Below are 21,125 nucleotides of genomic sequence, written 5' to 3'. Positions count from 1 at the left end.
GGTGATCGTCAGGCAGGCCGTCAGGACGACAATGCGAATCCACATCGGCTGCGAGATGAGCTTCGACTTTCCGCAGGAAACGCCGCTCATCGCGATGCTGAATGTGCACTATTCGCGGGCCTCCGATCTCGAGCGGCCGGATTTCCTGATCTCCAATCCACCGGTGCCGATCGAAAGCTATCGCGACAGTTTCGGCAATTGGTGCAACCGGCTTGTCGCGCCGCCCGGGCGCTTCACCTTCGGCACCGACGCGGTGATCCGCGACCCCGGCACCTTCGAGATGGGCGACCTGATGGCCTGGCAGCACGAGGTGCGCGACCTGCCGGCGGACACATTGCTGTTCCTGCTGCCCAGCCGTTTTTGCGAAAGCGACCTTCTGGCTGACGAGGCGTGGCGGCTGTTCGGCAACACGCCGCTGGGTATTCCGCGCGTGCAGGCGGTCTGCGACTTCGTCCACAGCCACATCGTCTTCAACTACGGCAATGCACGGCCGACGCGCACCGCGGCGGAAGCCTATCGTGAACAGAGCGGCGTGTGCCGCGACTACGCGCATCTCGCCGTCACCTTCTGCCGGGCACTCAACATCCCAACGCGCTATTGCACCGGCTACATCAGCGACATCGGTATGCCGAAGCCATGGGCAAGCATGGATTTCTGCGCCTGGATGGAAGTCTATCTCGGCGGCCGCTGGCATGTCTTCGACCCGCGCAACAATGCACCGCGCATCGGCCGCATCCTGATCGCCTCCGGCCGCGACGCCGCCGACGTGCCGCTGACCCATATTTTCGGCCCGGGAACGCTTGCCGGCTTCAAGGTGTGGACCAGCGAGATCATCGAGTAGTCGCCGTTTTCCATAGACCGATCTCTCATGGCCGCTGCCGTGGACGACCCGACATTCGCGCGGTGTGATGCCTGTGGAGCTTTAGCGGCCTGGCCGCTAGACTGCGCCTTGAACGGGGGCAAATGCCATGGCCGGGCACGGCGGCTCAAAAAAGGTGATCTACGCGGCGCTCGCCGGCAATCTCGCCATCGCGCTGACCAAGTTCGCCGCCGCCGCCTTTACCGGCAGTTCGGCGATGCTGTCGGAGGGCGTCCATTCGCTGGTCGATACCGGCAATGGCGGCCTGCTGCTCTACGGCATGCACCGCGCCGCTCGCCCGGCCGATCGCACGCATCCGCTCGGCCACGGCCGCGAACTCTACTTCTGGAGCTTCATCGTCGCGCTCCTCGTCTTCGCGCTGGGCGCCGGCGTGTCGTTCTACGAAGGCGTGGTCCATATCATGGCGCCGGAGCCGGTCGCCAACGCCAAGGTAAACTATATTGTTCTGGGCCTTTCCTTCCTGTTCGAAGGCAGTTCGTGGTGGGTGGCGCTGAAGGAGTTTCGCCGGCAGAAGGGCAGGCAAGGCTGGCTGCAGGCCGTGCAGTCGAGCAAGGATCCGAGCGTCTACACCGTGCTGTTCGAGGACAGTGCGGCACTTCTCGGCCTGATCGTCGCTTTCGCCGGCATATTGGCGGCGGAACTGCTGGAGATGCCGGAGCTCGACGGCGCCGCCTCTATCGGCATCGGGCTGATCCTTGGCGCGACCGCGATCTTCCTGGCCCGCGAAAGCAAGGGCCTGCTGATCGGCGAGCCGGCGTCGCCCGAGGTGCAGATGAAAGTGCTGGCGATCGCCCAGCAGGATCCGGCGGTGCAGCGGGCGAACGGCGTCCTGACCGTCCATATGGGGCCGACAGAGATCGTCGCCGGGCTCAGCATCGAGTTCGAGGACCATTTGACGGCGCCCGAGATCGAAGCTTGCGTCGAGCGCCTGGAGGCGCAGTTGAAGAAGGAAATGCCGGAGATCACACGGCTGTTCGTCAAGCCGCAGACGTCAGGCACCTGGGAGCAGCGGCGCAGGCTGATCGATTCCGCATCCGATCCTGCCCAGGACTAAAACCGTGCCATTGCCTCACGGCCTAGCGCCGCTAGATTGAAGGGGCTTTGGAGGAACGAAGATGAGAATAGACGGCGGCTGTCATTGTGGCGCCATCACCTACGAGGCGGAGGTCGATCCGGAAGAGACCACGATCTGCCACTGCACGGATTGCCAGCAACTGACCGGCACGGCTTTTCGCCTTACGGTTCCGGCGCCGGAAAGCAACTATCGCATCACCAAGGGCACGCCGAAAATCTACATCAAGATCGTGGCGAGCGGCGCCAAGCGCACCCAGGCCTTTTGCGCCGACTGCGGTTCGCATCTTTACGCCACGTCTGTCGGAGATGGTCCGAAGGTCTATGGAATTCGCGTGGGGACCGCGCGGCAGCGCCAGGATTTGATCCCGACACAGCAGAAATGGCACCGCTCGGCGCTGCACTGGCTGCCTGAATTTCAGGGCATGACCACGTTGGAGGAGCAGTAGCGCCGGTCCGGCACCGCGCCTCAATCGTCGCCTTCGACGACCCTCAGCCTGAGCTGCCCGGTTTTCGAATCGGCAACGCGCGCGCCGGTATCGACCTTGGCGGCGGGACCTCGTGACGCGGCGTCTACGGCGGCATCGCCGTCGGGCTGCGCGCCGAATTCCAGCGCCTCGATCTTCTGGCCGCGCTTGGTGACCTTCGACGTCGAAACCAGTATGTCGTCGATGTCCTTGGCCGACTGGCCGAAATGCACCTGCAGCTTGCGCACCCGCTCATCGACACGCGCAACATCCTCCATCAGCCGGATGACCTCGCCCTGGATCAGGTGCGCCTGTTCGCGCATGCGGGCATCCTTGAGGATCGCCTGGATGACCTGGATCGACAGCATCAGCAGCGACGGCGAGACGATGACGACGCGCGCACGGTGCGCCTTGTGCACGATCGCCTCGAAATTCTCGTGGATCTCGGCGAACACCGATTCCGACGGCACGAACATGAAGGCAGTGTCCTGCGTCTCGCCCTGGATCAGGTATTTGTCCGAGATATCGCGGACATGGATCTCGATGTCGCGGCGGAAGGCCTGCGAAGCTGCCTTCTGCAGATCGGCGCCATCGGCGGCGCGGATGGCGTTCCAGGCTTCCAGCGGAAATTTTGCATCGATGGCCAGCGACGGCGCGCCATTCGGCATCTTCACCAGGCAGTCGGGCCGGCTGCCGTTCGACAGCGTCGCCTGGAACTCATAGGCACCGTGCGGCAGGCCGTCGGCAACGATCGCCTCCATGCGCGACTGGCCGAACGCGCCGCGCGTCTGCTTGTTCGAGAGGATCGCCTGCAATTGCACGACCTGGCCGGCGAGCGACTGGATGTTGCCTTGCGCGACGTCGATGATCGCCAGCCGTTCCTGCAATTTGGCCAGGCTCTCATGCGTGGATTTGGTCTGCTCGGTCATGGTCTGGCCGAGCCGGCCGGTCATGGCGTCGAGGCGTTGGCCGATCGATTGCGTCAGTTCCGCCTGCCGTGCGCCGAACACTTCCGCAATGGCGCCCATGCGGCCCTGCATTTCGGCCTGGCTTTGCAGAATGCCGGCCATCCGCACTTCCGCATCGCGGGCATGATCGGCGGCTTCCGCGGCCGCCACGGCGCGCGCCTTGGCCGACCGCCACAACGCAATGACCAGCGCCACGAACAGGGCCAGAAACAGCAAAACGCCGAAGGCCAGCGCATGGCCGAGCGTGATCGTTGTGGCGCCAAGCCGGGCGACAGGCTCCGAAAGGATGGTGCTCAAATCATTCATGTGGACAGCATAGACGATTCGCCGCGATAGCATAGATCAAAACGTGAACGCGCCTGATGCCAACCGGTTGACGCGTTTCGCTGGAGGTCTTAGGTGGAACGCCATGCCGATCAAGCCGCTCATCATCCTTCCCGACCCCATCCTGCGCCAGGTTTCCAAGCCCGTAGAGCGTGTCGACGCGCCTTTGCGCAAATTAGCCGACGACATGCTGGCGACCATGTATGATGCGCCGGGCATCGGGCTGGCGGCAATCCAGATCGGCGAGCCGCTGCGCTTGCTGGTGATCGATCTCGCCAAGGAAGACGAGACGCCGGCGCCGCATGTCTTCATCAATCCGGAAATCCTGGAGAGCGCCGACGCGCGCTCCGTCTATGAGGAAGGCTGCCTGTCGATCCCGGATTATTACGCCGAGGTCGAACGCCCCGCCTCCGTGCGGGTCAAATATCTCGACCGCGACGGCAAATTGCAGGAGATAGAGGCCGAGGGGTTGATGGCGACCTGCCTGCAACACGAGATCGACCACCTCAATGGCGTCCTGTTCATCGATCACATCTCGAAGCTGAAGCGCGACATGGTGGTAAAGAAATTCAAGAAGCTCGCCAGGGACAAGGTGCCGGGCAAGCTCGCGGGATAAGGTACGGGAGTCCCCTCCAGGCCTATTGTCGGCAGGATTGCCACCAAATGGAGATGCCGACGGTCGACATGCTGATCAGGGACATTCCTGAGCCTTTGAAGCGCGAGATCGAACTGGCGGCGCGCGAGGTCGGCCAGAGCGTCTCGGACAAGGCCATCGGCCTTCTGCGCAAAGGCATAGTTGCGGAGAGGCCGGCCCGAGAGGAGTCGAGCCTCTCGGCGTGGGCTGCAATTCGCTCGGCTTTCGTATCTGAAAGCGCAATTGGCGATGAATACGCGGAAATCATGGAGAAGATCGAAGCGGAAAGATAGCGCGACGGTCGTCCCGCGACTTCGACGGCCTTGACCTGAAGCTCGTAAACCCGTTTGAAGCGGATGCCTGAGCCGGCACACTGCGCGAGCAAGAAGACAGGATACCGGAAGAAAAAATGCCCCTTCGCGTCATCTTCATGGGTACGCCGGAGTTTTCGGTGCCGACCTTGCGCGCGATCGCCGAGGCTGGCCATGAGATATCAGTCGTCTATACCCAGCCGCCGCGCGCTGCCGGACGACGCGGGCTGGAGCTGACGCCGTCGCCGGTGCAGCGCGAGGCGGAGCGACTGGGCATCGAGGTGCGGACGCCGGTTTCGCTCAAAGGCGAGGCCGAACAGGCCGCTTTTCGCGCCTTGCAGGCCGATGTGGCGGTGGTCGTCGCCTATGGCTTGCTGCTGCCGAAGGCGGTTCTGGAGGCAACCCGGCTCGGCTGCGTCAACGGCCATGCGTCGCTTCTGCCGCGCTGGCGCGGCGCCGCCCCCATCCAGCGCGCCATCATGGCCGGTGACCTGGAAAGCGGCATGATGGTGATGCGCATGGAAGAGGGCCTGGACACCGGTCCGGTCGGGCTGGTTGAAAAGTGCGCCATCGAACCCGATATGACAGCCGGCGATCTGCATGATCGGTTGATGAGTGTCGGTGCTGCCTTGATGGTGGAAGCGCTGGCGCGGTTGGAAGGGAACACCCTGACATTCACCACACAAGCTGTGGATGGGGTGACCTACGCCAAGAAAATCGATAAATCCGAGACTCGCGTGGACTGGACTCGCTCGGCAAGTGAGGTCCACAATCATATTCGTGGCCTGTCGCCCTTTCCAGGCGCCTGGTCGGAGATAGGAATTGGCGGCCGCCAGGAGCGGCTGAAACTGCTTCGCTCGACGCTGTCGCAAGGCCTGTCGCCTTCGGAAGATTTGGGCGAGTCGGGAGGAATTCTCGATGACCGGCTGACGGTCGCCTGCGGGGCAGGCGCGATCAGGCTGGTCGAAGTTCAACGGGCGGGCGGAAAGCCCGCTGCCGCGTCGGAATTCCTGCGCGGGGCCAAGATCGAAAAAGGACTGAAATTCTCATGAGCATGATGTCGATACGCGCGGCAACGCCGCGGGATCGCGAGGCCATCCGCCTCGTCGAGGAACACGCTTTCGGCCAGCAGGCGGAGGCCGGTCTGGTCGACGCGCTGGTGACCGGCGGCGACGCGGTTGCCGAGCTGGTTGCGGAAGAGGACGGCCAGGTGGTCGGCCATATCCTGTTTTCGCGGCTGTTCGTCCAGAATGGCGGCAAGACCTTCGCGGCCGTAGCGCTGGCGCCGCTGGCGGTGGAGCCCTCGTTCCATGGCAGCGGCATTGGCGGCGCGCTGATCCGCGAGGCGCATATTCGCCTCAAGGATGGTGGTGAGACGCTGGCCGTGGTGCTGGGCGACCCCACCTATTACGGGCGTTTCGGCTATAGCCACACGCGTGCCGAGAACTTCGAAAGCGAATACCAGGGCGAAGCGCTGCAGGCGCTGGCCTGGGGTGACGCGCCAGAAGCAGGCAGGCTGGTCTACGCCTCCGCCTTCACCGCTCTCGCCGCGTAGAACAGTCAGCCGTTTTCACGGAAACGGCGAACTGTTCTCCTCTTTGTTTTAACGCAATTCCGAACGGAAAACCGTTTCACACTTTTCCTGGAATTGCTCGAGGCGAGAGCTCTAGCCGCAAATGCCGCGTTTTCGCCTCGACATCGAATATGACGGCAGCCTGTTTGCCGGCTGGCAGCACCAGGCGGATCAGCCTTCGGTGCAGCAGGCGATCGAACAGGCGATCGAAAAATTCTGCGGCGAAGCGATCAGGCTGCGCGCCGCCGGCCGCACCGATGCCGGCGTGCATGCGACTGCGCAGGTGGCGCATGTCGACCTCGTCAAGGCGTGGCCGAGCGACAAGGTGCGCGATGCCGTCAACGCCCATCTGCAGGCGGCCGGGGCGTGCATCGCCATCCTGAAAGCGACGGTGGTCTCCGACAGTTTCGACGCCCGCTTCTCGGCCATTGGCCGCCACTATCTCTACCGCATCCTGAACCGCCGCGCGCCGGCCGCGCTCGACAAGGGCAAGGTGTGGTGGGTGCCGAAGCGGCTCGACGCCGGCGCCATGCACGAAGCGGCAAAGGTCCTGCTCGGACGGCATGACTTTACCACCTTCCGCTCGACCCAGTGCCAGGCCAACAGCCCGATCAGGACGCTGGAACGGCTCGATGTGAGCCGACAAGGCGACATGATCGAGGTCAGGGCTTCGGCGCGCTCGTTCCTGCACAACCAGGTGCGTTCGATGGTCGGCTCGCTCAAGCGTGTCGGCGACGGCGGCTGGAGCGCGGCCGACCTGAAAACAGCGCTCGAGGCGCGCGACCGCGCCGCCTGCGGCCAGGTGGCGCCGCCCGACGGGCTGTTTCTCACCGGTGTCGATTATCCGATCGAGACGAGCCCGGAAAGGCTCTGAACTCCGACATCGTCCGGGACGGTGATGCCGAGCAACGTCTGCAGGCCGAACAGCACCAGCAGCGACGCAATGAACATGCCGACGAAAACGGCCGTGCCGACCGCTGCGCCCCTGCCCATCGTGGCATTTGTCATGCGCCAGGTCAGCACCATAGAAAGGGCAAAGAGGAACAGCGACACAAGGCTCGAAACCTGGCTTGCGGACGACAGGAAAAGCCGGATCAGCGCCGAAGGCAGCATCAGCCAGGCGGTGATGGCCGAAGCCCAGTTGCTGGCAACGACGTAGTGGACGAAGCGGCCGCCTATGCCGGCGCGCGGCGCGATGAAAGCGAGCGCAACCAGCGGCAGCACCCAGGAGCCGATGTCGACCGTCGCCAGGCGCACCAGCATGCTGAAGCGCCCCGCGAAGGCGTCGGGATCGCCGATTTCGTTGGCGATGCCGACCCAGCCGACGATCAGCGCCGGTGCTGCAACGACAATGGCGAAGAAGGAATTCCAGAAGCCGTCGGCCGACAGGTCGAGCAGGCGCAGGCCGTCGGCTCTGCCGAGCATCAATCGCCAGGCGCCCGTCAGCGAAGCTTGGGTTTCGTCCGCCGAAAGCATGCTGTTCAGCCCTGTCCGAACCAGTCTTCTATGAAGCGCTGGTAGATTTGCGTCAGCGTCTCGAGGTCGGCAATGGCGACGCGCTCGTCGACCATGTGCATGGTCTTGCCGACCAGCCCGAACTCGACCACCGGACAGTAGTCCTTGATGAAACGCGCGTCGGAGGTTCCACCTGAGGTCGACAGCGTCGGCTCCTTGCCGACCGCCGACTTGATCGAGCCGCGCAGCGTTTCGATCAGCCTGTCGTCACGGGTCAGGAAGACATGGCTCGGCCGGTCGCGCCAGACGAGCTCGTAGTCGACCGGCGTCTTCTTGCCCTGCCGGTACTTCTTGCGCCTCGCCGCCTGGTCGAGCCGGTTGTGGATTTCGGCCTGCAGGGTCTCGTCCGTCCAGGTGTCGTTGAAGCGGATGTTGAAGGTCGCGGTCGCTTTGGCCGGGATGACATTGGTGGCCGGGTTGCCCACATCGATGGAGGTGATTTCCAGATTGGTCGGCTGGAAATCCCTGGTTCCCTTGTCGAAAACCGGATGCAGCAAGGCATCGACCAGGCTCATCAGCCCGCGCACCGGATTGTCGGCAAGCAAGGGATAGGCGACATGGCCCTGGCGGCCATTGACGGTGACGGCGCCGGACATCGAGCCGCGGCGGCCTATCTTGATCATGTCGCCCAGCGCGTCCGGATTGGTCGGCTCGCCGACGACAGAGGCATCCCATTTCTCGCCCCTGGAAGCCGCCCATTCGAGCAGCTTGACCGTGCCGTTGATCGCGGGGCCTTCCTCGTCGCCGGTGATCAGCAGCGAGACCGAGCCTTTCGGACCGCCATTGGCCTCGACATGGCGCGCCACGGCGGCGATGAAACAGGCGATGCCGCCCTTCATGTCGACGGCGCCGCGGCCATACATCTCGCCATTGGCGATCTCGGCGGCGAAGGGCGGATGCGTCCAGGCGGCTTCGTCGCCGACCGGCACCACGTCGGTGTGGCCGGCGAACATCAGATGCGGGCCATTGCCGGAACGCCTTGCATAGAGGTTTTCGATATCGGGCGTGCCGTCTTCGGAAAACACCGGCCGATCGACCAGGAAGCCGAGCGGTCTGAGCATCGTCTCCAGCGCGGTCAGCGCACCGCCCTCAGCGGGCGTCACCGAAGCGCAACGGATAAGGGCGGCGAGGTTTTCGGCAGGATCGGTCGGCAGCGTCATGGCAAAAGCGATAGTCGAAAGCGCAGGGCCTGTCACGGCCAGACATAGGGGCCAGCCTCATGGCTGGCGATACCGCCGATATTATGGTTTTCATGTCGTATAGTTGCGACCCGGCGCGGGCGACAGGATGGCAGACAAGGACAAACGGATCGTCATAGCCGGTGCCGGCAGCATCGGCTGCTATGCCGGCGGCTGCCTGGCGCTGGCCAGCCGAAAGGTCATTCTGCTGGCCCGGCCGCGCATCGAGGCAGCGTTGCGGCAGGGCGGATTGCGGGTCAGCGACCTCCAGGGCCGCGATCGCTCGATCAAGCCGGAGGCGCTTGCCGTCACCACCGATCCGGCCGCCACCCTGCCGCAGGCGGACGTGATCCTGGTCACGGTCAAGAGCGGCGCCACTCAGGACATGGCGGATCTTATCAAAGCTCATGCCCGGCCCGACGCCGTGGTGATCAGCCTGCAGAACGGTGTCGACAATGCCGACAGGCTGCGTGCCGGAGTTGGCCGGCGAACGGTGCTGGCCGGCATGGTGCCGTTCAATGTGGTGCAGTCGCCGGACGGCGAGCTGCCGCTGCGCGTGCACCGCGCCAGCGACGGCAAGGTGATGGTCGAGGATGGCGATGCCGGCCTGGTCGGCCTGCTTGGCGTCGAAGGGTTTGCGGTTGAAGCGCATGGCGACATGAAGGCGGTGCTGTGGGGCAAGCTGCTGATGAATCTGAACAACGCGCTGGTGGCGCTTTCCGGCCTGCCGCTGGCAACCGAACTGGCCGACCGACGCTGGCGGCTGATCCTGGCCGGCCAGATCGACGAGGCGCTGACGGCACTGAAAGCGTCCGGCATCGAGCCGGCGCGGATCGCCGGCCTGCGGCCGGCGCTGCTGCCGAAAGTGCTCAGGCTGCCGGACTGGCTGTTCAGGCTCTTGGCGCGGCGCATGCTGGCGATCGACCCGCAGGCGCGCTCGTCGATGTGGGACGATCTTCAGCGCGGCCGGCCGACGGAGATCGACGATTTGCAAGGTGCCATCTTGCGGCTGGCGGGGAAGGCCGGCACGCCCGTGCCGACGGTTCAGCGGATCATCGCCTTGGTGCGCGCGGCGGAAGCGGAGCGGCTTGGCTCGCCGGGCCTGGCGCCGGAGCAGATTGTTGCACCGGCCGGCCGTCGATCAACGTGATCTTCTGCCAGATTTTCCGCGACAGGTTGGACGCCAGGTTCTCGATGTCGTTGACGCCGTCGATGACCACGTCGTCATTGACCGACTGCGCGAACAATGCGGCGATCTTGCCGGTGATCGACAGCATTTCGGAGCAATAGTCGAGGTAACGCGCCAGGTCGGCGGCATTGGTGATGCGGGCGGGCGAATGCGACGTCGGCTTGAAATCGGCCGACAGCGCCGCCGGATCCTTGGTCAGCTGGTGCATGTCGATGACGTGGATCAGCGAGCGCAGGCCATGCAGCTGGCGAAAGACCTGCTTGCGCTTGATGCGCTCCTCGGAGCGGATCAAGGCGAGAAATCCGACAATGGCGAGGATGAACATGTTGAGCGAAGCTTCGATGCCTTGCACAGACTGGACGGCATCACCCGGTTTGGAAATGCGGTCGAATGGCAATACGGTTCCGACGAAGATGAACATCAGTGCGCCGGCAACGACAGCGGCGACGATGAGGCCGCGCAGCCACCAGATCGGCGCTTCCAGGGCCTTGGCGCCCTGTGCCAGGTCGCGCGACAGCGAGACCAGTTCGGCGGCAACGCCGCGCAGGCCGGCATCGGGGAAACGCTCCGCAACGCGCGTCTCCAGCCGTTCTGCGGTCTCGATGATCAGTTTCGGATCAAGCGTACGGTAGCGCATGTCCGATCGAACCTCAGGGTTGTGCTGGCTCGTTGGTGCGCCGGCCGTAGCGGTTGGGTCCAGGCTGCCCCGGAAACAGGCACAACACAAGGAAGGCCACGATCGAGACCACCGGCACGAACAGGATCAGCGCCGCAATGCCCGGCTTGTCCAAATCGTGCAGCCGCTTGACCGCCAGGGCAATGTTCGACCACAGCGAGGCGATGAAGGCGACGAAGAAGATGAACGACCACATGTTGCTCTCGGCCGAACCTTCCGGCACCAGCGTGAAGCGGTAGAGCGGGAAGGCCTGGATGATAGCGACGAGCAACCCGCCAAGAAAATAGGCCGCGCGACTGACGCGGCCCGAGGTTTTGAAGAAAAGCCAGGTGAGATCTGATCTGTCAGGCAAGCGGGTCCGGTCCATATTGATTGGCGCCCCTGGCGCCTTCGAGAATGCCGCATTCCACCAGAAACCAGATCGGGCCGATCAATGGCACCAGCATGATCAGGCTCCACCAGCCCGACTTGCCGCGATCATGCCAGCGCTTGGCGTAGACTGCGAGTGCGAAATAGATCGAGGCCAGAGCGATGAGAATGCCGATGATGCCGATCTGGGCGCCACTGGCCGTGGTGATGCGTGTACCGAGGATCGCATCGAGAATAAAGGCAACGATGCCAATGACGATGAAAACGCCAATCGCGGCCCAGAACTTGCCACGGTTGATGCGACCGTCAAAACTTGTGAGCAGATACTTCCAGTCCATGTCACCCCTCCATGATGAACCCGCGCGACCGATTGTCGCGCCGGCGGAAGGTGCGCCCGCTTTGCGCAAAGATCAATCGCGCAGCAATTCGTTGATCGAGGTCTTGGACCTGGTTTTGGCGTCGACGCGCTTGACGATGACGGCGCAGTAGAGGCTCGGACCCGGCTCGCCGTTCGGAAAGGGCTTGCCCGGCATCGCTCCGGCGACGACGACGGAATTCGGCGGCACTTCGCCGTAGAAAATCTCGCCGGTGGCGCGGTCGACGATCTTGGTCGACTGGCCGATGAAGACGCCCATGCCGAGCACCGAGCCTTCGCGCACGATGCAGCCCTCGACCACTTCCGAGCGCGCGCCGATGAAGCAATTGTCCTCGATGATGGTCGGACCTGCCTGCATCGGCTCCAGCACGCCGCCGATGCCGACGCCGCCGGAAAGATGCACGTTCTTGCCGATCTGGGCACAGGAGCCTACCCCGACCCAGGTGTCGATCATGGTGCCTGTATCGACATAGGCGCCGACATTGACGAAGGACGGCATCAGCACGGCGCCCGGCGCGATATAGGCCGAGCGACGCACGATCGACCCCGGCACGGCGCGAAAGCCCTCCTTTTCGAAATCGACAGCGCCCCAGCCATCGAACTTCGACGGCACCTTGTCCCACCACGTCGCTTCGCCGGGACCACCCTTGATGATCTCCATCGGGTTGAGCCGGAAGGACAAAAGCACGGCCTTCTTCAGCCACTGGTTGACATGCCACTTGCCGTCGGCCTGCCGCTCGGCGACGCGGACGGCGCCGCGGTCGAGCAGGTCAAGCGCCGACTGGATGGCATCGCGCGTTTCGCCGCGCGTCGCAGTCGAAATCGCATCGCGTTCCTCGAAGGCCTTCTCGATGGTCTTTTCGAGGCTCGCCAGATCGGGCTTCGACATGAATTCGCTCCATTACCAAGCTGTTAAGGGACTGAGCCTTAACCTGTTTTGAAAGTCGCGCGGACCCTATGTTAAGGCTTAATGGGGGTCAATCGCGTGTGCGTCACGGGACGGCGCAGTTAAGGGAATTGGACGGGTAGTTATGACTCCTATGGAAAAGGCGGGGTGGACGCCGCTGCCGCATTCGGACGAGGATCTGGAGCGGTCGAAGAGCGTGCCTGACACGCCGCAGACGCGTGCCGAAACCTACCGGCTCGCCTGGAACGATCCCGACTTCATGACGCGCCGCGAGTTGCGCGCGGTCAGGCTGCAACTCGAACTCCTGAAACCGGAAATGATCCTAGCCGAACGCGGCATCCGCTCGACGGTGATCCTGTTCGGCGGCGCGCGCCTGCCGGAACCCGGCGGCGAGGCCTGGGCGGCCAAGAACGAGACGCAGAAGAAGAACCTCGAAGAGAACAGCAAATACTACGAGGAAGCGCGCAAATTCGCCCGCCTCTGCTCGCAGCAATCGGCTACCTCCTATTACCGCGAATATGTCGTGGTGACCGGCGGCGGGCCTGGCGTGATGGAAGCGGGAAACCGCGGCGCCGACGATGTCGGCGCGCCGTCGATAGGCCTCAACATCGTCTTGCCGCACGAGCAGGCGCCGAACATCTATGTGACGCCGGAGCTCTGCTTCAACTTCCATTATTTCGCTATCCGCAAGATGCATTTCGTCATGCGCGCCAAGGCGGTCGCGGTGTTTCCGGGCGGCTTCGGCACGATGGACGAATTCTTCGAGACGCTGACCCTGATCCAGACAGGGCGCATGGAGCGCGTGCCGGTGATCCTGTTCGGCAAATCCTTCTGGAAGCGGGCGATCGATCTCGATTTCCTCGCCGAGCAGGGCACGATCAGCCCCGGCGATCAGGACATCATCGACTTCGTCGACACCGCGGATGAGGCGTGGGGGATTATCAGCCGGTTCTATAAGTTAGGAGAGTAGGGGAATAGGGGAATTGGGGAAATGAAGAATTGGGGAAATGAAGAATTGAAGCGGCTCTGCGTTCGGATCGATCCCCAATTCGACATTTCATCATTTCTTCATTTCCCCTCGCCCCTCTCCACAATCGCCGTCAGAAACCCCGCCAGATCGTCGGTGACGAAATCGACATCATCCTCATTGGCCGGGTCGCGCTCCCAGATTTCGGAAAAGGTCGGCTCGAAATTGCGCGGCACGATCAGCACCGTGGTCATGCCGAGCGACTTCGGCACCGAAAGGTTACGGGCAAGATCCTCGAACATCACCGCATTGTGGCCGGTGACGGCGTGGAGTTCGGCGAACTTCTCGTAGGTCTGGCGCGCCGGCTTGGGATTGAGCCCCGCAGCGACGATGTCGAAGATGTCGTCGAAATGGTCGAGGATGCCGAGCTGGCGCGCGGTGCGCTCGGCGTGCCTGCGGTCGCCATTGGTGAAGATGAACTTGCGGCCGGGAAGCTGGCGGATGGCGGTGCCGAGAACGGGATCGGGCACCAGCCATGAATAGTCGATGTCGTGGACCTTCTCGAGGAAATCGTCGGGGTCGATGCCGTGGCGTGTCATCAGGCCGTTCAGCGTCGTGCCATATTCGCGGTAGAGCTCCTTCTGCAACTTGCGTGCATCGTCGCGCGGCAATGCCAACAGTTCGCCGACATAGGCGGTCATCTTGACGTCGATCTGCGAGAACAGATTCGAATGGTGCGGATAGAGCGTGTTGTCGAGATCGAAGACCCAGTCGGTGACATGGGCGAAGCGGGCGGGGTCAGGGAGCGTGGTCATGGGCTCCTTATGGCATGAAACGCGCATTCCGAAAGCGACTTTATCCACAACTTCTGCTCGTTGAGGTTGCGTAAATCGTCTCACGATTCAAATTTTAGGCATCTGGGAAAGGTGGCCTTCAGGGCTTGCTGGCAGAGAGGCAGTCTTGTGGGAGCAAGCGATGAACAGCATAATTCTGAGATCCGCCGCCGTTGCTTTCGCCTCAGTCGCGGCCTCTCTCCTGCTGACCCTGATCATCGTTCCGGCCATGGGATTTCCGGTCAACCGGACGATCTGGCTGACCTCCACGCTCTGTCCGCTGGTGCTGGCGTGGGCCGCCAGCGCAAGCACTTTCTGGCAAAGCGACAGGCTGAAAAACGCGCATCGCGATCTCGCACGAGCCCATGCCCAGCTCGCCGCCGCGCATCGCCGCCTGGCGGAAAAGGCGAGCCGCGACGACATGACCGGCATGCTCAACCGGGAAAGCTTCTTTGCCGCGCTCGACGGTTCGCGCCGCAAGTCCGATCGCGGCGCGCTGCTGATCATCGATGCCGACCACTTCAAGACCATCAACGACAATTTCGGCCACCTGACCGGCGATGACGCGCTGCTTTTGATCGCCAGCGCGATTCAGCGCGGCGTGCGCAGCGGCGATGTGCTCGGCCGCATCGGCGGCGAGGAATTTGGCGCCTTTCTGGTTGGCGCCACCGAGCAGGAGGCCAAGCGCGTCGCCGAGCGCATTCGCCGCGAAGTCGAGCTGATCCGCTTCCGGCCCGTCGACGAGCGGACCATTCCGCTCACGGTCAGCATCGGCGGTACTGTCTGCGGCGAGGAAGCCAGCGTGTCGGAGTTGATGCGCGCCGCCGACCGGCGCCTCTACCAGGCCAAGCACCAGGGCCGTAACCTGACGATCATCGACACCGGCATTTCCGAGGCGGCGTGATCCGATCTGCCGCAACCGGCCTGTTAAGAAAACTCTAACCTTGTTTGCACTCGGTTGTACCGCTTAGCCGGGTTTTCACTGCTTTGCGGCCAGACTTGGCACGATACTGGCTTCCACGGTGATGCATGTGTCGTTCCGGGAATTGCCGTTCTGGGAACGCCATGCAGTGCCGAAGCCCAGCCGAGAGACCAGCCATGAGTTTCATCATCAAGAAAATGTCACGCCGCGCGCTCGTGCAGGCGTTGATCGCATTGCCTGCCCTGTCTTTGTTCCGCAAGCTGCCTGATGCCGATGCCGCCGGTCCAAAGCCCGACCCGAACGAGATCGTCGAGGTCGGTGGCTGGATCCTGAAGCGGAGCGACCTGGCATGATCTTCGACAGCTACGAGGCGTATCGCGCTGCGAACTTCACCCCGAAGGTCTGCATCCTCGGCTCCGGTCCGGCCGGCATGACCATTGCCCGCAAGCTTGGCGCGGCCGGCATTCCGGTGGTGGTGATGGAGGCCGGTCCGCGCGAATTCAGGGACGACTCGCAGGACTTTTACCGGGGCAGCACGGTCGGGGATTTCTATTTCGATCTCGACATCACCCGGCTGCGGTTCATGGGGGGCAGTTCCAACCACTGGGCAGGCTGGTGCCGCGTGCTCGACAAGCAGGATTTCGAGCCGAAGGCCTGGGTACCCGATACGGGCTGGCCGATCGCCCGCACCGACATCGAACCCTATCTGCCGGAAGTGCGCGATATTCTCGACCTTCCGGCCCTCCGGCCCGATATGCCGATCTCGGACGACATTCGCTGGGTGCAGCTGATCAAGAGCCCGGCCGTGCGCTTCGCCGAAAAGTTCGGCGATGAACTCGACAAGGCCACGAACATCGCGGTGGTGCTCAACACTTGTGCCACCGAACTTGCCGGCGACGGCAGACGCGTGACTGGCGCCAGGCTGTGGTCGAACGGGCAGGATGCCGGCTCCTTCAGCGCTGACTATTTCATCGTCTGCACCGGTGGGCTGGAGAATTCGCGGCTGCTTCTGTGGTCCAACCAGCGCTCGAACGGCGGCGTCGTGCCGAATGCAACTGCGCTTGGCCGCTACTGGATGGAGCATCCGACCTTCGAGGGTGGCAACGCCATCCTGGCCGACTATAACGCGTTCGAGGTCGACGCCGTCAACGAGGCCTTCTTCTCGCCGACACTCGCCGCCATGGAGCGGCTGCAGATCATGAATTTCGGCATCCGGCTGATCGAGACGCCGTATCCCGGGGTCAAGAGCCTTATCGCCGACCTCGCCTGCACGGCGCCCAGCATGGCGGAATGGATGTCCTACCAGCTCAGTCAGAGACTGCGCTGCGCGGCCCAGCTCTACGTCGCCTGGGAACAGGCGCCGCTGGCCTCCAACCAGATCGAGTTGTCGAAGACCGATGTCGACCATGCCGGCGTGCCGCGCATCGAACTGCACTGGAAGAAATCCGAACTGGAACATCGCACCCTTCTCGAAGGGCTCAGACTGTTCGGCGCAACGCTGATCGAGAAGAATCTCGGCCGCGTGCGCATTGCCGACTGGATCAGCAATGGTCAGGACTATCCGACCAACGACGAGACGGCGGGCCATCACCATATGGGCGGCACGCGCATGGGCACCGACATCAGCAAGAGCGTGGTCGACGCCAACTGCAAGGTGCACGGCATGGACAATCTCTATGTCGGCGGCTCCTCGGTGTTCTGCACGTCGGGTCAATGCAACCCGACGACGACGATCACCGCGCTGGCCTGCCGGCTGGGCGACCATCTCAGCAAGGTGGTCACCGCCTGACGGCTGCAGGGCAGCATGCTGCCTAGGGCAGTTCACCGTTTCACGGAACGGCGATCCGCTCTAACTCTTTGTTTGACGCAATTCCGGACGGAAAACCGTTTCACACTTTTCCTGGAATTGCTCTAAAGCGTCGCCGGGTCGAGCGCCGGCTGGTCCTTGCGCCGGGCGACGATTGCCGCGAAATCGGCGGTCTGGAAGGCATCGCGCAAGGCGTCGAAGGACGGCAGCACGAAATAGGCGCGCTGGAACTTGTCGATCTCGTAGCCGGTGCGCATCACCGTTTCCAGGTCGAAGGGCACGTGGTGGGCGTCCTTGCCTTCGACCGCGAACTGCAGCTCGGTAAACGACGACATAAGGCCGGCGCCAAAGGCCTTCAGCGGCTGGCCGGCCTCCTGCATCAGGCCATATTCGGCCGTGTACCAGTAGAGCCGGGAAATCATCTCGTCGCCACCCAGCGCGATGATGTCGCCGGCCTTCTCGCCATACATCTGCATGAAATCGGCGAACACCGGTTGCGACAGCGCCGGCACATGGCCGAAGAAATCATGGAACATGTCGGGCTCGACAATGTAGTCGAGCTCCTGCCTGGTCCGCAGCCAGTTGGTGACCGGGAAGCGGCGATCGGCGAGATGGTCGAAAAACGGAGCCGCGGGAATGAGCCCCGGCACCGCGACGATCTGCCAACCGGTCAGTTTGCGCAGCTTGGCGCTGACCTCGTCGAAGTCGGGAATACGGTCGAGCAGGCCGAGTTTTTCGACGCCGTCGAGGTAGGAATGGTGGGCGAGCTTGCGCGTCAGCCTGGTCTGGCGGTCGCACAGCGTGCGCCACACCGCCTGCTCTTCATCGCTGTAATCGTGACCCTGCGACACGGTGAAATCGGCACGGCAGACCGAGTAGTCGCCGCGCAATCCTTGCGCCGCGCAGTCGCGGGCGTATTCGGCAACGCTCATCGTCGTCATGGTTTTTCTCCTCGCAAAGCAAATCGCTGACGTGCTGAACGTTAAGCGGATTTGCGGAGGCGAATCGGTTTTGATGATGGTTCGAATTCGGAAATCGGGATAATATTCACTCAGAAATTCCCAGGAAGGAGTGAAAATGCCTCGATTCGATGATTTCGAGATCAAGATGCTCGATGTCCTGCAGCGCGACGGGCGCAAACCGGTTTCAGAGCTGGCGCAAGAGATCGGCCTGTCGACGACACCATGCGCGCGGCGCTTCGAGGCGCTGCAGGAGGCCGGCATCATCAAGGGATTTGCCGCCGTGATCAGCCGCCGCGCTGTCGGGCTGATGGTCGAGGTGTTCATCCAGGTGCGCCTCGTCAGCCACAGCGACGGCTCGCCCGAAAGCTTCATCGCCGCCGTGCAGCGCATGGACGAGGTTTCCTCGTGCTGGACGATGACCGGCGACCATGACTTTCTGCTGCATGTCATGGTGCCGTCGGTCGACGAGCTCAACGCTTTCGTCATGCACCGGCTGATGCGGCTCGACGGCGTGCGCGACGTCCACACGCAGTTGGTGCTGCAGAACATCAAGGGCCCGGGCCATGTGCCGCTCGGGCATCTCAGGCGATGACAATGCCTGCCCTTCGCACTCCTTGAGGAAAAGCTGCACGCAAACTGCTGAAACGGGCCAAGCGCGTGTCCACATCGCCGGCCAGCTTGTGCGGACCAACTGCCCAGGAGGTCCGCCATGAAAATCGTCCTGATCAATCCGCCGCACACCGCCATCGGCAGCCGCGTGCCCGACGATCACCTGCCGCCGCTCGGCCTGCTGGCGATCGGCGGGCCGCTGATCGATGCCGGCCATCAGGTGCGCCTCGTCGACGCCGAGTTCGGGCCGATGCCGCTCGATGACGTCGTGCGCAGCGCACTGGAGGACCACCCCGACTTCGTCCTGATCGGCCATTCCGGCTCGACCTCGGCGCACCCGACCGCCTTGGCGATCGCGCGCATGATCAAGGAGCGCGAGCCGGCGACCATCATCATCTATGGCGGCGTTTTCCCGACCTATCATTGGCGCGACATCCTGGCCGCTACCGATGCCTTCGACTTCATCGTGCGCGGCGAGGGCGAAGCGACGGTGGTGGCGCTGGTCGAAGGGCTGGAAATGCGCCAGCCGCCGGCGAGCGTGGCCGGCATCGCCTATCGCGACGATCTCAGCCGCCCCTTCGCCACACAGGCGGCCATGACCATTGCCGACCTCGACGCCTACCGCGTCGGCTGGGAACTGATCGACCATACCAGTTACAGCTACTGGGGCGGCAAGCGGGCCGTGGTCATGCAGTTTTCGCGCGGCTGTCCGCATCTGTGCAACTATTGCGGCCAGCGCGGCTTCTGGACCCGCTGGCGGCATCGCGATCCGGTGAAATTCGCCAGGGAGATCGCATGGCTGCATCGCCAACATGGCGTCGAGCTCATCAATCTCGCCGACGAGAATCCGACGGTCTCGAAGAAAGCCTGGCGGGCCTTCCTCGATGCCCTGATCGCCGAGAACGTGCCGGTGCTGATCGTCGGTTCGACCCGTGCCGACGACATAGTGCGCGATGCCGACATCCTGCATCTCTACCGCAAGGCCGGTGTCATCCGCTGGCTGCTCGGCATGGAAAACACCGACGAGCAGACGCTTCAATTGATCCGCAAGGGCGGCAGCACCTCATCCGATCGCGAGGCGATAAGGCTGCTGCGTCTCAGCGGCATCCTGTCTATGGCGACCTGGGTGTCCGGCTTCGAGGACGAAGGATTTCGCGACCTGTGGCGCGGCTTTCGCCAACTCATCGCCTACGACCCCGACCAGATCCAGGCGCTTTATGTGACGCCGCATCGCTGGACGCCGTTCTTCCGCATCGCGCGGGATCGCAAGGTGATCCAGCAGGATGCGCGCCTGTGGGACTACAAGCACCAGGTGCTGCAGATGACGCGGCTGAGGCCGTGGATGCTGTTCTTCAGCGTCAAGCTGATCGAGCTGGCGGTGCAATCACGGCCGAAGGCGCTGGCCCGCATCCTGTTCCACAAGGATCCCGAGCAGCGCCATTCGATGCGCTGGTACACACAGATGGGCCGCCGCGTGTGGTTCCGCGAGGTCTGGGGCTTTCTGGTCCGCGACATCAGGGTGAAAGACGGCCCGACGCTGGCCGAATTCTGGGGCGCGCCGCAGGACGCCGAGGAGGAATCGATGTCCGTTCGACGCCCGGCCAGAAAGCCCGCCATTCCCACTATCGACAATATTGAAGATTCCGAGGCGAGAAAGTTAGCCGGCTGACGAGCCCCTCAGGGCACGATCAGCGTGCCGGCGCCATGTTCGGTGAACAGTTCCAGCAGCACCGCATGCGGGGTCTTGCCGTTGAGGATGACGACGCCTTCGACGCCGCGCTCGATCGCTTCGATGCAGGTCTCGACCTTGGGGATCATGCCGCCCGAGACCGTGCCGTCCTTGATCAGCGCCTTGGCCTCGGCCACGGTCAGTTCGTCGATCAGCTTCTTGTTCTTGTCGAGCACACCCGGCACGTCGGTGAGGAACAGCAGGCGCGTCGCCTGGCAGGCGCCGGCAATGGCGCCGGCGAAGGTGTCGGCGTTGATGTTGTAGGTGTGGCCGTCGCGTCCCGGCGCCACCGGCGCCAGCACCGGGATCATTTCGGAGCGTGCCAGAAGATCGAGCAAGGTACGGTCGACCTCGACCGGCTCGCCGACGAAGCCGAGATCGAGCACGCGCTCGATGTTGGAGTCCGGATCGATCATGGTCTTGCGGGCCTTTTCGGCGAACACCATGTTGCCGTCCTTGCCGCACAGGCCGATCGCCCATTCGCCCTCGGCGTTGATCAGAGCGACGATCTCCTTGTTGATCGAACCGGCCAGCACCATTTCGACGATCTCGACCGTCTTCTGGTCGGTGACGCGCAGGCCGCCTTCGAACTTGGATTCGATGCCCATCTTGGCCAGCATGGCGCCGATCTGCGGGCCGCCGCCGTGGACGACGATCGGGTTGACGCCGGATTGCTTGAGCAGCGCGATGTCGCGCGCGAAGGCCTTGCCGAGCTCGATGTCGCCCATGGCATGGCCGCCATATTTCACCACGACCGTCTTGTGCTCGTAGCGCTGCATGTAGGGCAGCGCCCGCGACAACAGGGCTGCCTGCATTTCGGCGGTGGCGGTTATTTCCGTCATCGGCTTTTTTCCCTGG

General features: G+C 63.3%; 25 protein-coding genes. 15 read left to right on the top strand and 10 right to left on the bottom strand.

What is annotated here, in order from left to right:
- Positions 1-31 precede the first annotated feature (31 nt).
- The 3 genes from A4R29_RS00530 to A4R29_RS00520 all read left to right on the top strand — a co-directional run bounded on the left by A4R29_RS00530 (position 32) and on the right by A4R29_RS00520 (position 2,400).
- Complete coding sequence (locus A4R29_RS00530; protein WP_027161100.1) at positions 32-841, top strand: transglutaminase-like domain-containing protein; 810 nt, start codon at positions 32-34, stop codon at positions 839-841.
- Positions 842-968: 127 nt separating this feature from the next.
- On the top strand, positions 969-1,934 hold the full coding sequence (locus tag A4R29_RS00525; RefSeq protein ID WP_063170950.1) for a cation diffusion facilitator family transporter: 966 nt from the start codon (positions 969-971) through the stop codon (positions 1,932-1,934).
- Positions 1,935-1,995: 61 nt separating this feature from the next.
- Entirely contained in the window at positions 1,996-2,400 is a 405-nt protein-coding gene (locus tag A4R29_RS00520) for a GFA family protein (RefSeq protein WP_063170949.1), read from the top strand.
- A 20-nt stretch (positions 2,401-2,420) separates the two neighbouring features.
- Here the strand turns inward: A4R29_RS00520 and A4R29_RS00515 are convergent, their stop codons facing one another.
- Entirely contained in the window at positions 2,421-3,692 is a 1,272-nt protein-coding gene (locus A4R29_RS00515; RefSeq protein WP_063170948.1) for a DNA recombination protein RmuC, read from the bottom strand.
- 103 nt (positions 3,693-3,795) lie between these two features.
- Between A4R29_RS00515 and def the strand changes: the two genes are divergently transcribed.
- The 5 genes from def to truA all read left to right on the top strand — a co-directional run bounded on the left by def (position 3,796) and on the right by truA (position 7,102).
- On the top strand, positions 3,796-4,326 hold the full coding sequence (def, locus tag A4R29_RS00510) for a peptide deformylase (RefSeq protein ID WP_063170947.1): 531 nt from the start codon (positions 3,796-3,798) through the stop codon (positions 4,324-4,326).
- A 68-nt stretch (positions 4,327-4,394) separates the two neighbouring features.
- Positions 4,395-4,637, top strand: coding sequence for a plasmid stabilization protein (locus A4R29_RS00505; RefSeq protein WP_244506880.1), 243 nt, complete (start codon positions 4,395-4,397; stop codon positions 4,635-4,637).
- 116 nt (positions 4,638-4,753) lie between these two features.
- Positions 4,754-5,707 (top strand): methionyl-tRNA formyltransferase, encoded by a 954-nt coding sequence (gene fmt, locus A4R29_RS00500; protein WP_063170946.1) that lies wholly within the window; start codon positions 4,754-4,756, stop codon positions 5,705-5,707.
- A complete protein-coding gene (locus A4R29_RS00495) occupies positions 5,704-6,210 on the top strand; it encodes a GNAT family N-acetyltransferase (RefSeq protein ID WP_013528472.1) in 507 nt (168 codons plus the stop codon). Before fmt ends, A4R29_RS00495 begins: the two co-directional genes overlap by 4 nt.
- 121 nt (positions 6,211-6,331) lie before the next feature.
- Positions 6,332-7,102 carry a tRNA pseudouridine(38-40) synthase TruA gene (gene truA / locus A4R29_RS00490; RefSeq protein WP_063170945.1) on the top strand — a complete coding sequence of 257 codons (771 nt, stop codon included), beginning with the start codon at positions 6,332-6,334 and terminating at the stop codon, positions 7,100-7,102.
- Here the strand turns inward: truA and A4R29_RS00485 are convergent.
- Positions 7,069-7,704, bottom strand: a complete 636-nt coding sequence (locus A4R29_RS00485; RefSeq protein WP_063169726.1) for a hypothetical protein — start codon at positions 7,702-7,704, stop codon at positions 7,069-7,071. The genes truA and A4R29_RS00485 overlap by 34 nt on opposite strands.
- 5 nt (positions 7,705-7,709) lie before the next feature.
- Positions 7,710-8,903 carry a succinyl-diaminopimelate desuccinylase gene (gene dapE, locus A4R29_RS00480; RefSeq protein WP_063170944.1) on the bottom strand — a complete coding sequence of 398 codons (1,194 nt, stop codon included), beginning with the start codon at positions 8,901-8,903 and terminating at the stop codon, positions 7,710-7,712.
- Positions 8,904-9,030: 127 nt separating this feature from the next.
- On the opposite strand from dapE, the gene A4R29_RS00475 reads away from it, so the two are divergent.
- On the top strand, positions 9,031-10,071 hold the full coding sequence (locus A4R29_RS00475) for a 2-dehydropantoate 2-reductase (protein ID WP_027161102.1): 1,041 nt from the start codon (positions 9,031-9,033) through the stop codon (positions 10,069-10,071).
- Here A4R29_RS00475 and A4R29_RS00470 read toward each other — a convergent pair.
- The 4 genes from A4R29_RS00470 to dapD all read right to left on the bottom strand — a co-directional run bounded on the left by A4R29_RS00470 (position 9,974) and on the right by dapD (position 12,420).
- Entirely contained in the window at positions 9,974-10,747 is a 774-nt protein-coding gene (locus tag A4R29_RS00470; protein ID WP_063169724.1) for a hypothetical protein, read from the bottom strand. The genes A4R29_RS00475 and A4R29_RS00470 overlap by 98 nt on opposite strands.
- 13 nt (positions 10,748-10,760) lie before the next feature.
- Positions 10,761-11,138, bottom strand: a complete 378-nt coding sequence (locus A4R29_RS00465; RefSeq protein ID WP_024502086.1) for a DUF805 domain-containing protein — start codon at positions 11,136-11,138, stop codon at positions 10,761-10,763.
- Complete coding sequence (locus tag A4R29_RS00460) at positions 11,131-11,493, bottom strand: DUF805 domain-containing protein (protein WP_013528479.1); 363 nt, start codon at positions 11,491-11,493, stop codon at positions 11,131-11,133. Before A4R29_RS00460 ends, A4R29_RS00465 begins: the two co-directional genes overlap by 8 nt.
- 72 nt (positions 11,494-11,565) lie before the next feature.
- Complete coding sequence (gene dapD, locus A4R29_RS00455) at positions 11,566-12,420, bottom strand: 2,3,4,5-tetrahydropyridine-2,6-dicarboxylate N-succinyltransferase (protein WP_013528480.1); 855 nt, start codon at positions 12,418-12,420, stop codon at positions 11,566-11,568.
- A gap of 142 nt (positions 12,421-12,562) precedes the next feature.
- Between dapD and A4R29_RS00450 the strand changes: the two genes are divergently transcribed.
- A complete protein-coding gene (locus A4R29_RS00450) occupies positions 12,563-13,408 on the top strand; it encodes an LOG family protein (RefSeq protein WP_013528481.1) in 846 nt (281 codons plus the stop codon).
- 98 nt (positions 13,409-13,506) lie between these two features.
- Here the strand turns inward: A4R29_RS00450 and A4R29_RS00445 are convergent, their stop codons facing one another.
- Positions 13,507-14,220 carry a pyrimidine 5'-nucleotidase gene (locus A4R29_RS00445; protein WP_013528482.1) on the bottom strand — a complete coding sequence of 238 codons (714 nt, stop codon included), beginning with the start codon at positions 14,218-14,220 and terminating at the stop codon, positions 13,507-13,509.
- A 160-nt stretch (positions 14,221-14,380) separates the two neighbouring features.
- Between A4R29_RS00445 and A4R29_RS00440 the strand changes: the two genes are divergently transcribed.
- From A4R29_RS00440 to A4R29_RS00435, 3 genes are all read left to right on the top strand, one after another.
- On the top strand, positions 14,381-15,142 hold the full coding sequence (locus A4R29_RS00440; RefSeq protein WP_013528483.1) for a GGDEF domain-containing protein: 762 nt from the start codon (positions 14,381-14,383) through the stop codon (positions 15,140-15,142).
- 194 nt (positions 15,143-15,336) lie between these two features.
- Positions 15,337-15,513, top strand: a complete 177-nt coding sequence (locus A4R29_RS32510) for a hypothetical protein (RefSeq protein ID WP_013528484.1) — start codon at positions 15,337-15,339, stop codon at positions 15,511-15,513.
- A complete protein-coding gene (locus A4R29_RS00435) occupies positions 15,510-16,949 on the top strand; it encodes a GMC oxidoreductase (RefSeq protein ID WP_063170943.1) in 1,440 nt (479 codons plus the stop codon). The genes A4R29_RS32510 and A4R29_RS00435 overlap by 4 nt, the downstream gene beginning before the upstream one ends.
- A gap of 122 nt (positions 16,950-17,071) precedes the next feature.
- On the opposite strand, the gene phhA is transcribed toward A4R29_RS00435, so the two are convergent.
- Positions 17,072-17,908, bottom strand: coding sequence for a phenylalanine 4-monooxygenase (gene phhA, locus A4R29_RS00430; RefSeq protein WP_063170942.1), 837 nt, complete (start codon positions 17,906-17,908; stop codon positions 17,072-17,074).
- Positions 17,909-18,044: 136 nt separating this feature from the next.
- On the opposite strand from phhA, the gene A4R29_RS00425 reads away from it, so the two are divergent.
- Together A4R29_RS00425 and bchE are read left to right on the top strand one after the other, a co-directional pair.
- Positions 18,045-18,521 carry an Lrp/AsnC family transcriptional regulator gene (locus A4R29_RS00425; protein WP_024502088.1) on the top strand — a complete coding sequence of 159 codons (477 nt, stop codon included), beginning with the start codon at positions 18,045-18,047 and terminating at the stop codon, positions 18,519-18,521.
- A 117-nt stretch (positions 18,522-18,638) separates the two neighbouring features.
- On the top strand, positions 18,639-20,207 hold the full coding sequence (gene bchE, locus A4R29_RS00420) for a magnesium-protoporphyrin IX monomethyl ester anaerobic oxidative cyclase (RefSeq protein WP_063170941.1): 1,569 nt from the start codon (positions 18,639-18,641) through the stop codon (positions 20,205-20,207).
- Positions 20,208-20,215: 8 nt separating this feature from the next.
- On the opposite strand, the gene argB is transcribed toward bchE, so the two are convergent.
- A complete protein-coding gene (gene argB, locus A4R29_RS00415) occupies positions 20,216-21,109 on the bottom strand; it encodes an acetylglutamate kinase (RefSeq protein WP_013528489.1) in 894 nt (297 codons plus the stop codon).
- Positions 21,110-21,125 lie beyond the last annotated feature (16 nt).

Source organism: Mesorhizobium ciceri biovar biserrulae (assembly GCF_001618845.1).
Lineage (GTDB): Bacteria > Pseudomonadota > Alphaproteobacteria > Rhizobiales > Rhizobiaceae > Mesorhizobium > Mesorhizobium ciceri.
Note: the sequence above shows the minus strand (reverse complement) of the source record. Positions and strands in the feature narration are given on the sequence as shown.

Excerpts from the sequence above, each read along its gene's own strand:
- dapD (WP_013528480.1), bottom strand. The coding sequence starts at position 12,420 with ATGTCGAAGCCCGATCTGGCGAGCCTCGAAAAGACCATCGAGAAGGCC.
- A4R29_RS00440 (WP_013528483.1), top strand. The coding sequence starts at position 14,381 with ATGAACAGCATAATTCTGAGATCCGCCGCCGTTGCTTTCGCCTCAGTC.
- A4R29_RS00495 (WP_013528472.1), top strand. The coding sequence starts at position 5,704 with ATGAGCATGATGTCGATACGCGCGGCAACGCCGCGGGATCGCGAGGCC.
- A4R29_RS00445 (WP_013528482.1), bottom strand. The coding sequence starts at position 14,220 with ATGACCACGCTCCCTGACCCCGCCCGCTTCGCCCATGTCACCGACTGG.
- def (WP_063170947.1), top strand. The coding sequence starts at position 3,796 with ATGCCGATCAAGCCGCTCATCATCCTTCCCGACCCCATCCTGCGCCAG.
- A4R29_RS32510 (WP_013528484.1), top strand. The coding sequence starts at position 15,337 with ATGAGTTTCATCATCAAGAAAATGTCACGCCGCGCGCTCGTGCAGGCG.
- A4R29_RS00515 (WP_063170948.1), bottom strand. The coding sequence starts at position 3,692 with ATGAATGATTTGAGCACCATCCTTTCGGAGCCTGTCGCCCGGCTTGGC.
- A4R29_RS00475 (WP_027161102.1), top strand. The coding sequence starts at position 9,031 with ATGGCAGACAAGGACAAACGGATCGTCATAGCCGGTGCCGGCAGCATC.
- A4R29_RS00470 (WP_063169724.1), bottom strand. The coding sequence starts at position 10,747 with ATGCGCTACCGTACGCTTGATCCGAAACTGATCATCGAGACCGCAGAA.
- A4R29_RS00530 (WP_027161100.1), top strand. The coding sequence starts at position 32 with ATGCGAATCCACATCGGCTGCGAGATGAGCTTCGACTTTCCGCAGGAA.
- truA (WP_063170945.1), top strand. The coding sequence starts at position 6,332 with ATGCCGCGTTTTCGCCTCGACATCGAATATGACGGCAGCCTGTTTGCC.
- A4R29_RS00505 (WP_244506880.1), top strand. The coding sequence starts at position 4,395 with ATGCTGATCAGGGACATTCCTGAGCCTTTGAAGCGCGAGATCGAACTG.
- A4R29_RS00485 (WP_063169726.1), bottom strand. The coding sequence starts at position 7,704 with ATGCTTTCGGCGGACGAAACCCAAGCTTCGCTGACGGGCGCCTGGCGA.
- A4R29_RS00520 (WP_063170949.1), top strand. The coding sequence starts at position 1,996 with ATGAGAATAGACGGCGGCTGTCATTGTGGCGCCATCACCTACGAGGCG.
- A4R29_RS00525 (WP_063170950.1), top strand. The coding sequence starts at position 969 with ATGGCCGGGCACGGCGGCTCAAAAAAGGTGATCTACGCGGCGCTCGCC.
- A4R29_RS00460 (WP_013528479.1), bottom strand. The coding sequence starts at position 11,493 with ATGGACTGGAAGTATCTGCTCACAAGTTTTGACGGTCGCATCAACCGT.
- fmt (WP_063170946.1), top strand. The coding sequence starts at position 4,754 with ATGCCCCTTCGCGTCATCTTCATGGGTACGCCGGAGTTTTCGGTGCCG.
- phhA (WP_063170942.1), bottom strand. The coding sequence starts at position 17,908 with ATGACGACGATGAGCGTTGCCGAATACGCCCGCGACTGCGCGGCGCAA.
- A4R29_RS00435 (WP_063170943.1), top strand. The coding sequence starts at position 15,510 with ATGATCTTCGACAGCTACGAGGCGTATCGCGCTGCGAACTTCACCCCG.
- argB (WP_013528489.1), bottom strand. The coding sequence starts at position 21,109 with ATGACGGAAATAACCGCCACCGCCGAAATGCAGGCAGCCCTGTTGTCG.
- bchE (WP_063170941.1), top strand. The coding sequence starts at position 18,639 with ATGAAAATCGTCCTGATCAATCCGCCGCACACCGCCATCGGCAGCCGC.
- A4R29_RS00425 (WP_024502088.1), top strand. The coding sequence starts at position 18,045 with ATGCCTCGATTCGATGATTTCGAGATCAAGATGCTCGATGTCCTGCAG.
- dapE (WP_063170944.1), bottom strand. The coding sequence starts at position 8,903 with ATGACGCTGCCGACCGATCCTGCCGAAAACCTCGCCGCCCTTATCCGT.
- A4R29_RS00450 (WP_013528481.1), top strand. The coding sequence starts at position 12,563 with ATGACTCCTATGGAAAAGGCGGGGTGGACGCCGCTGCCGCATTCGGAC.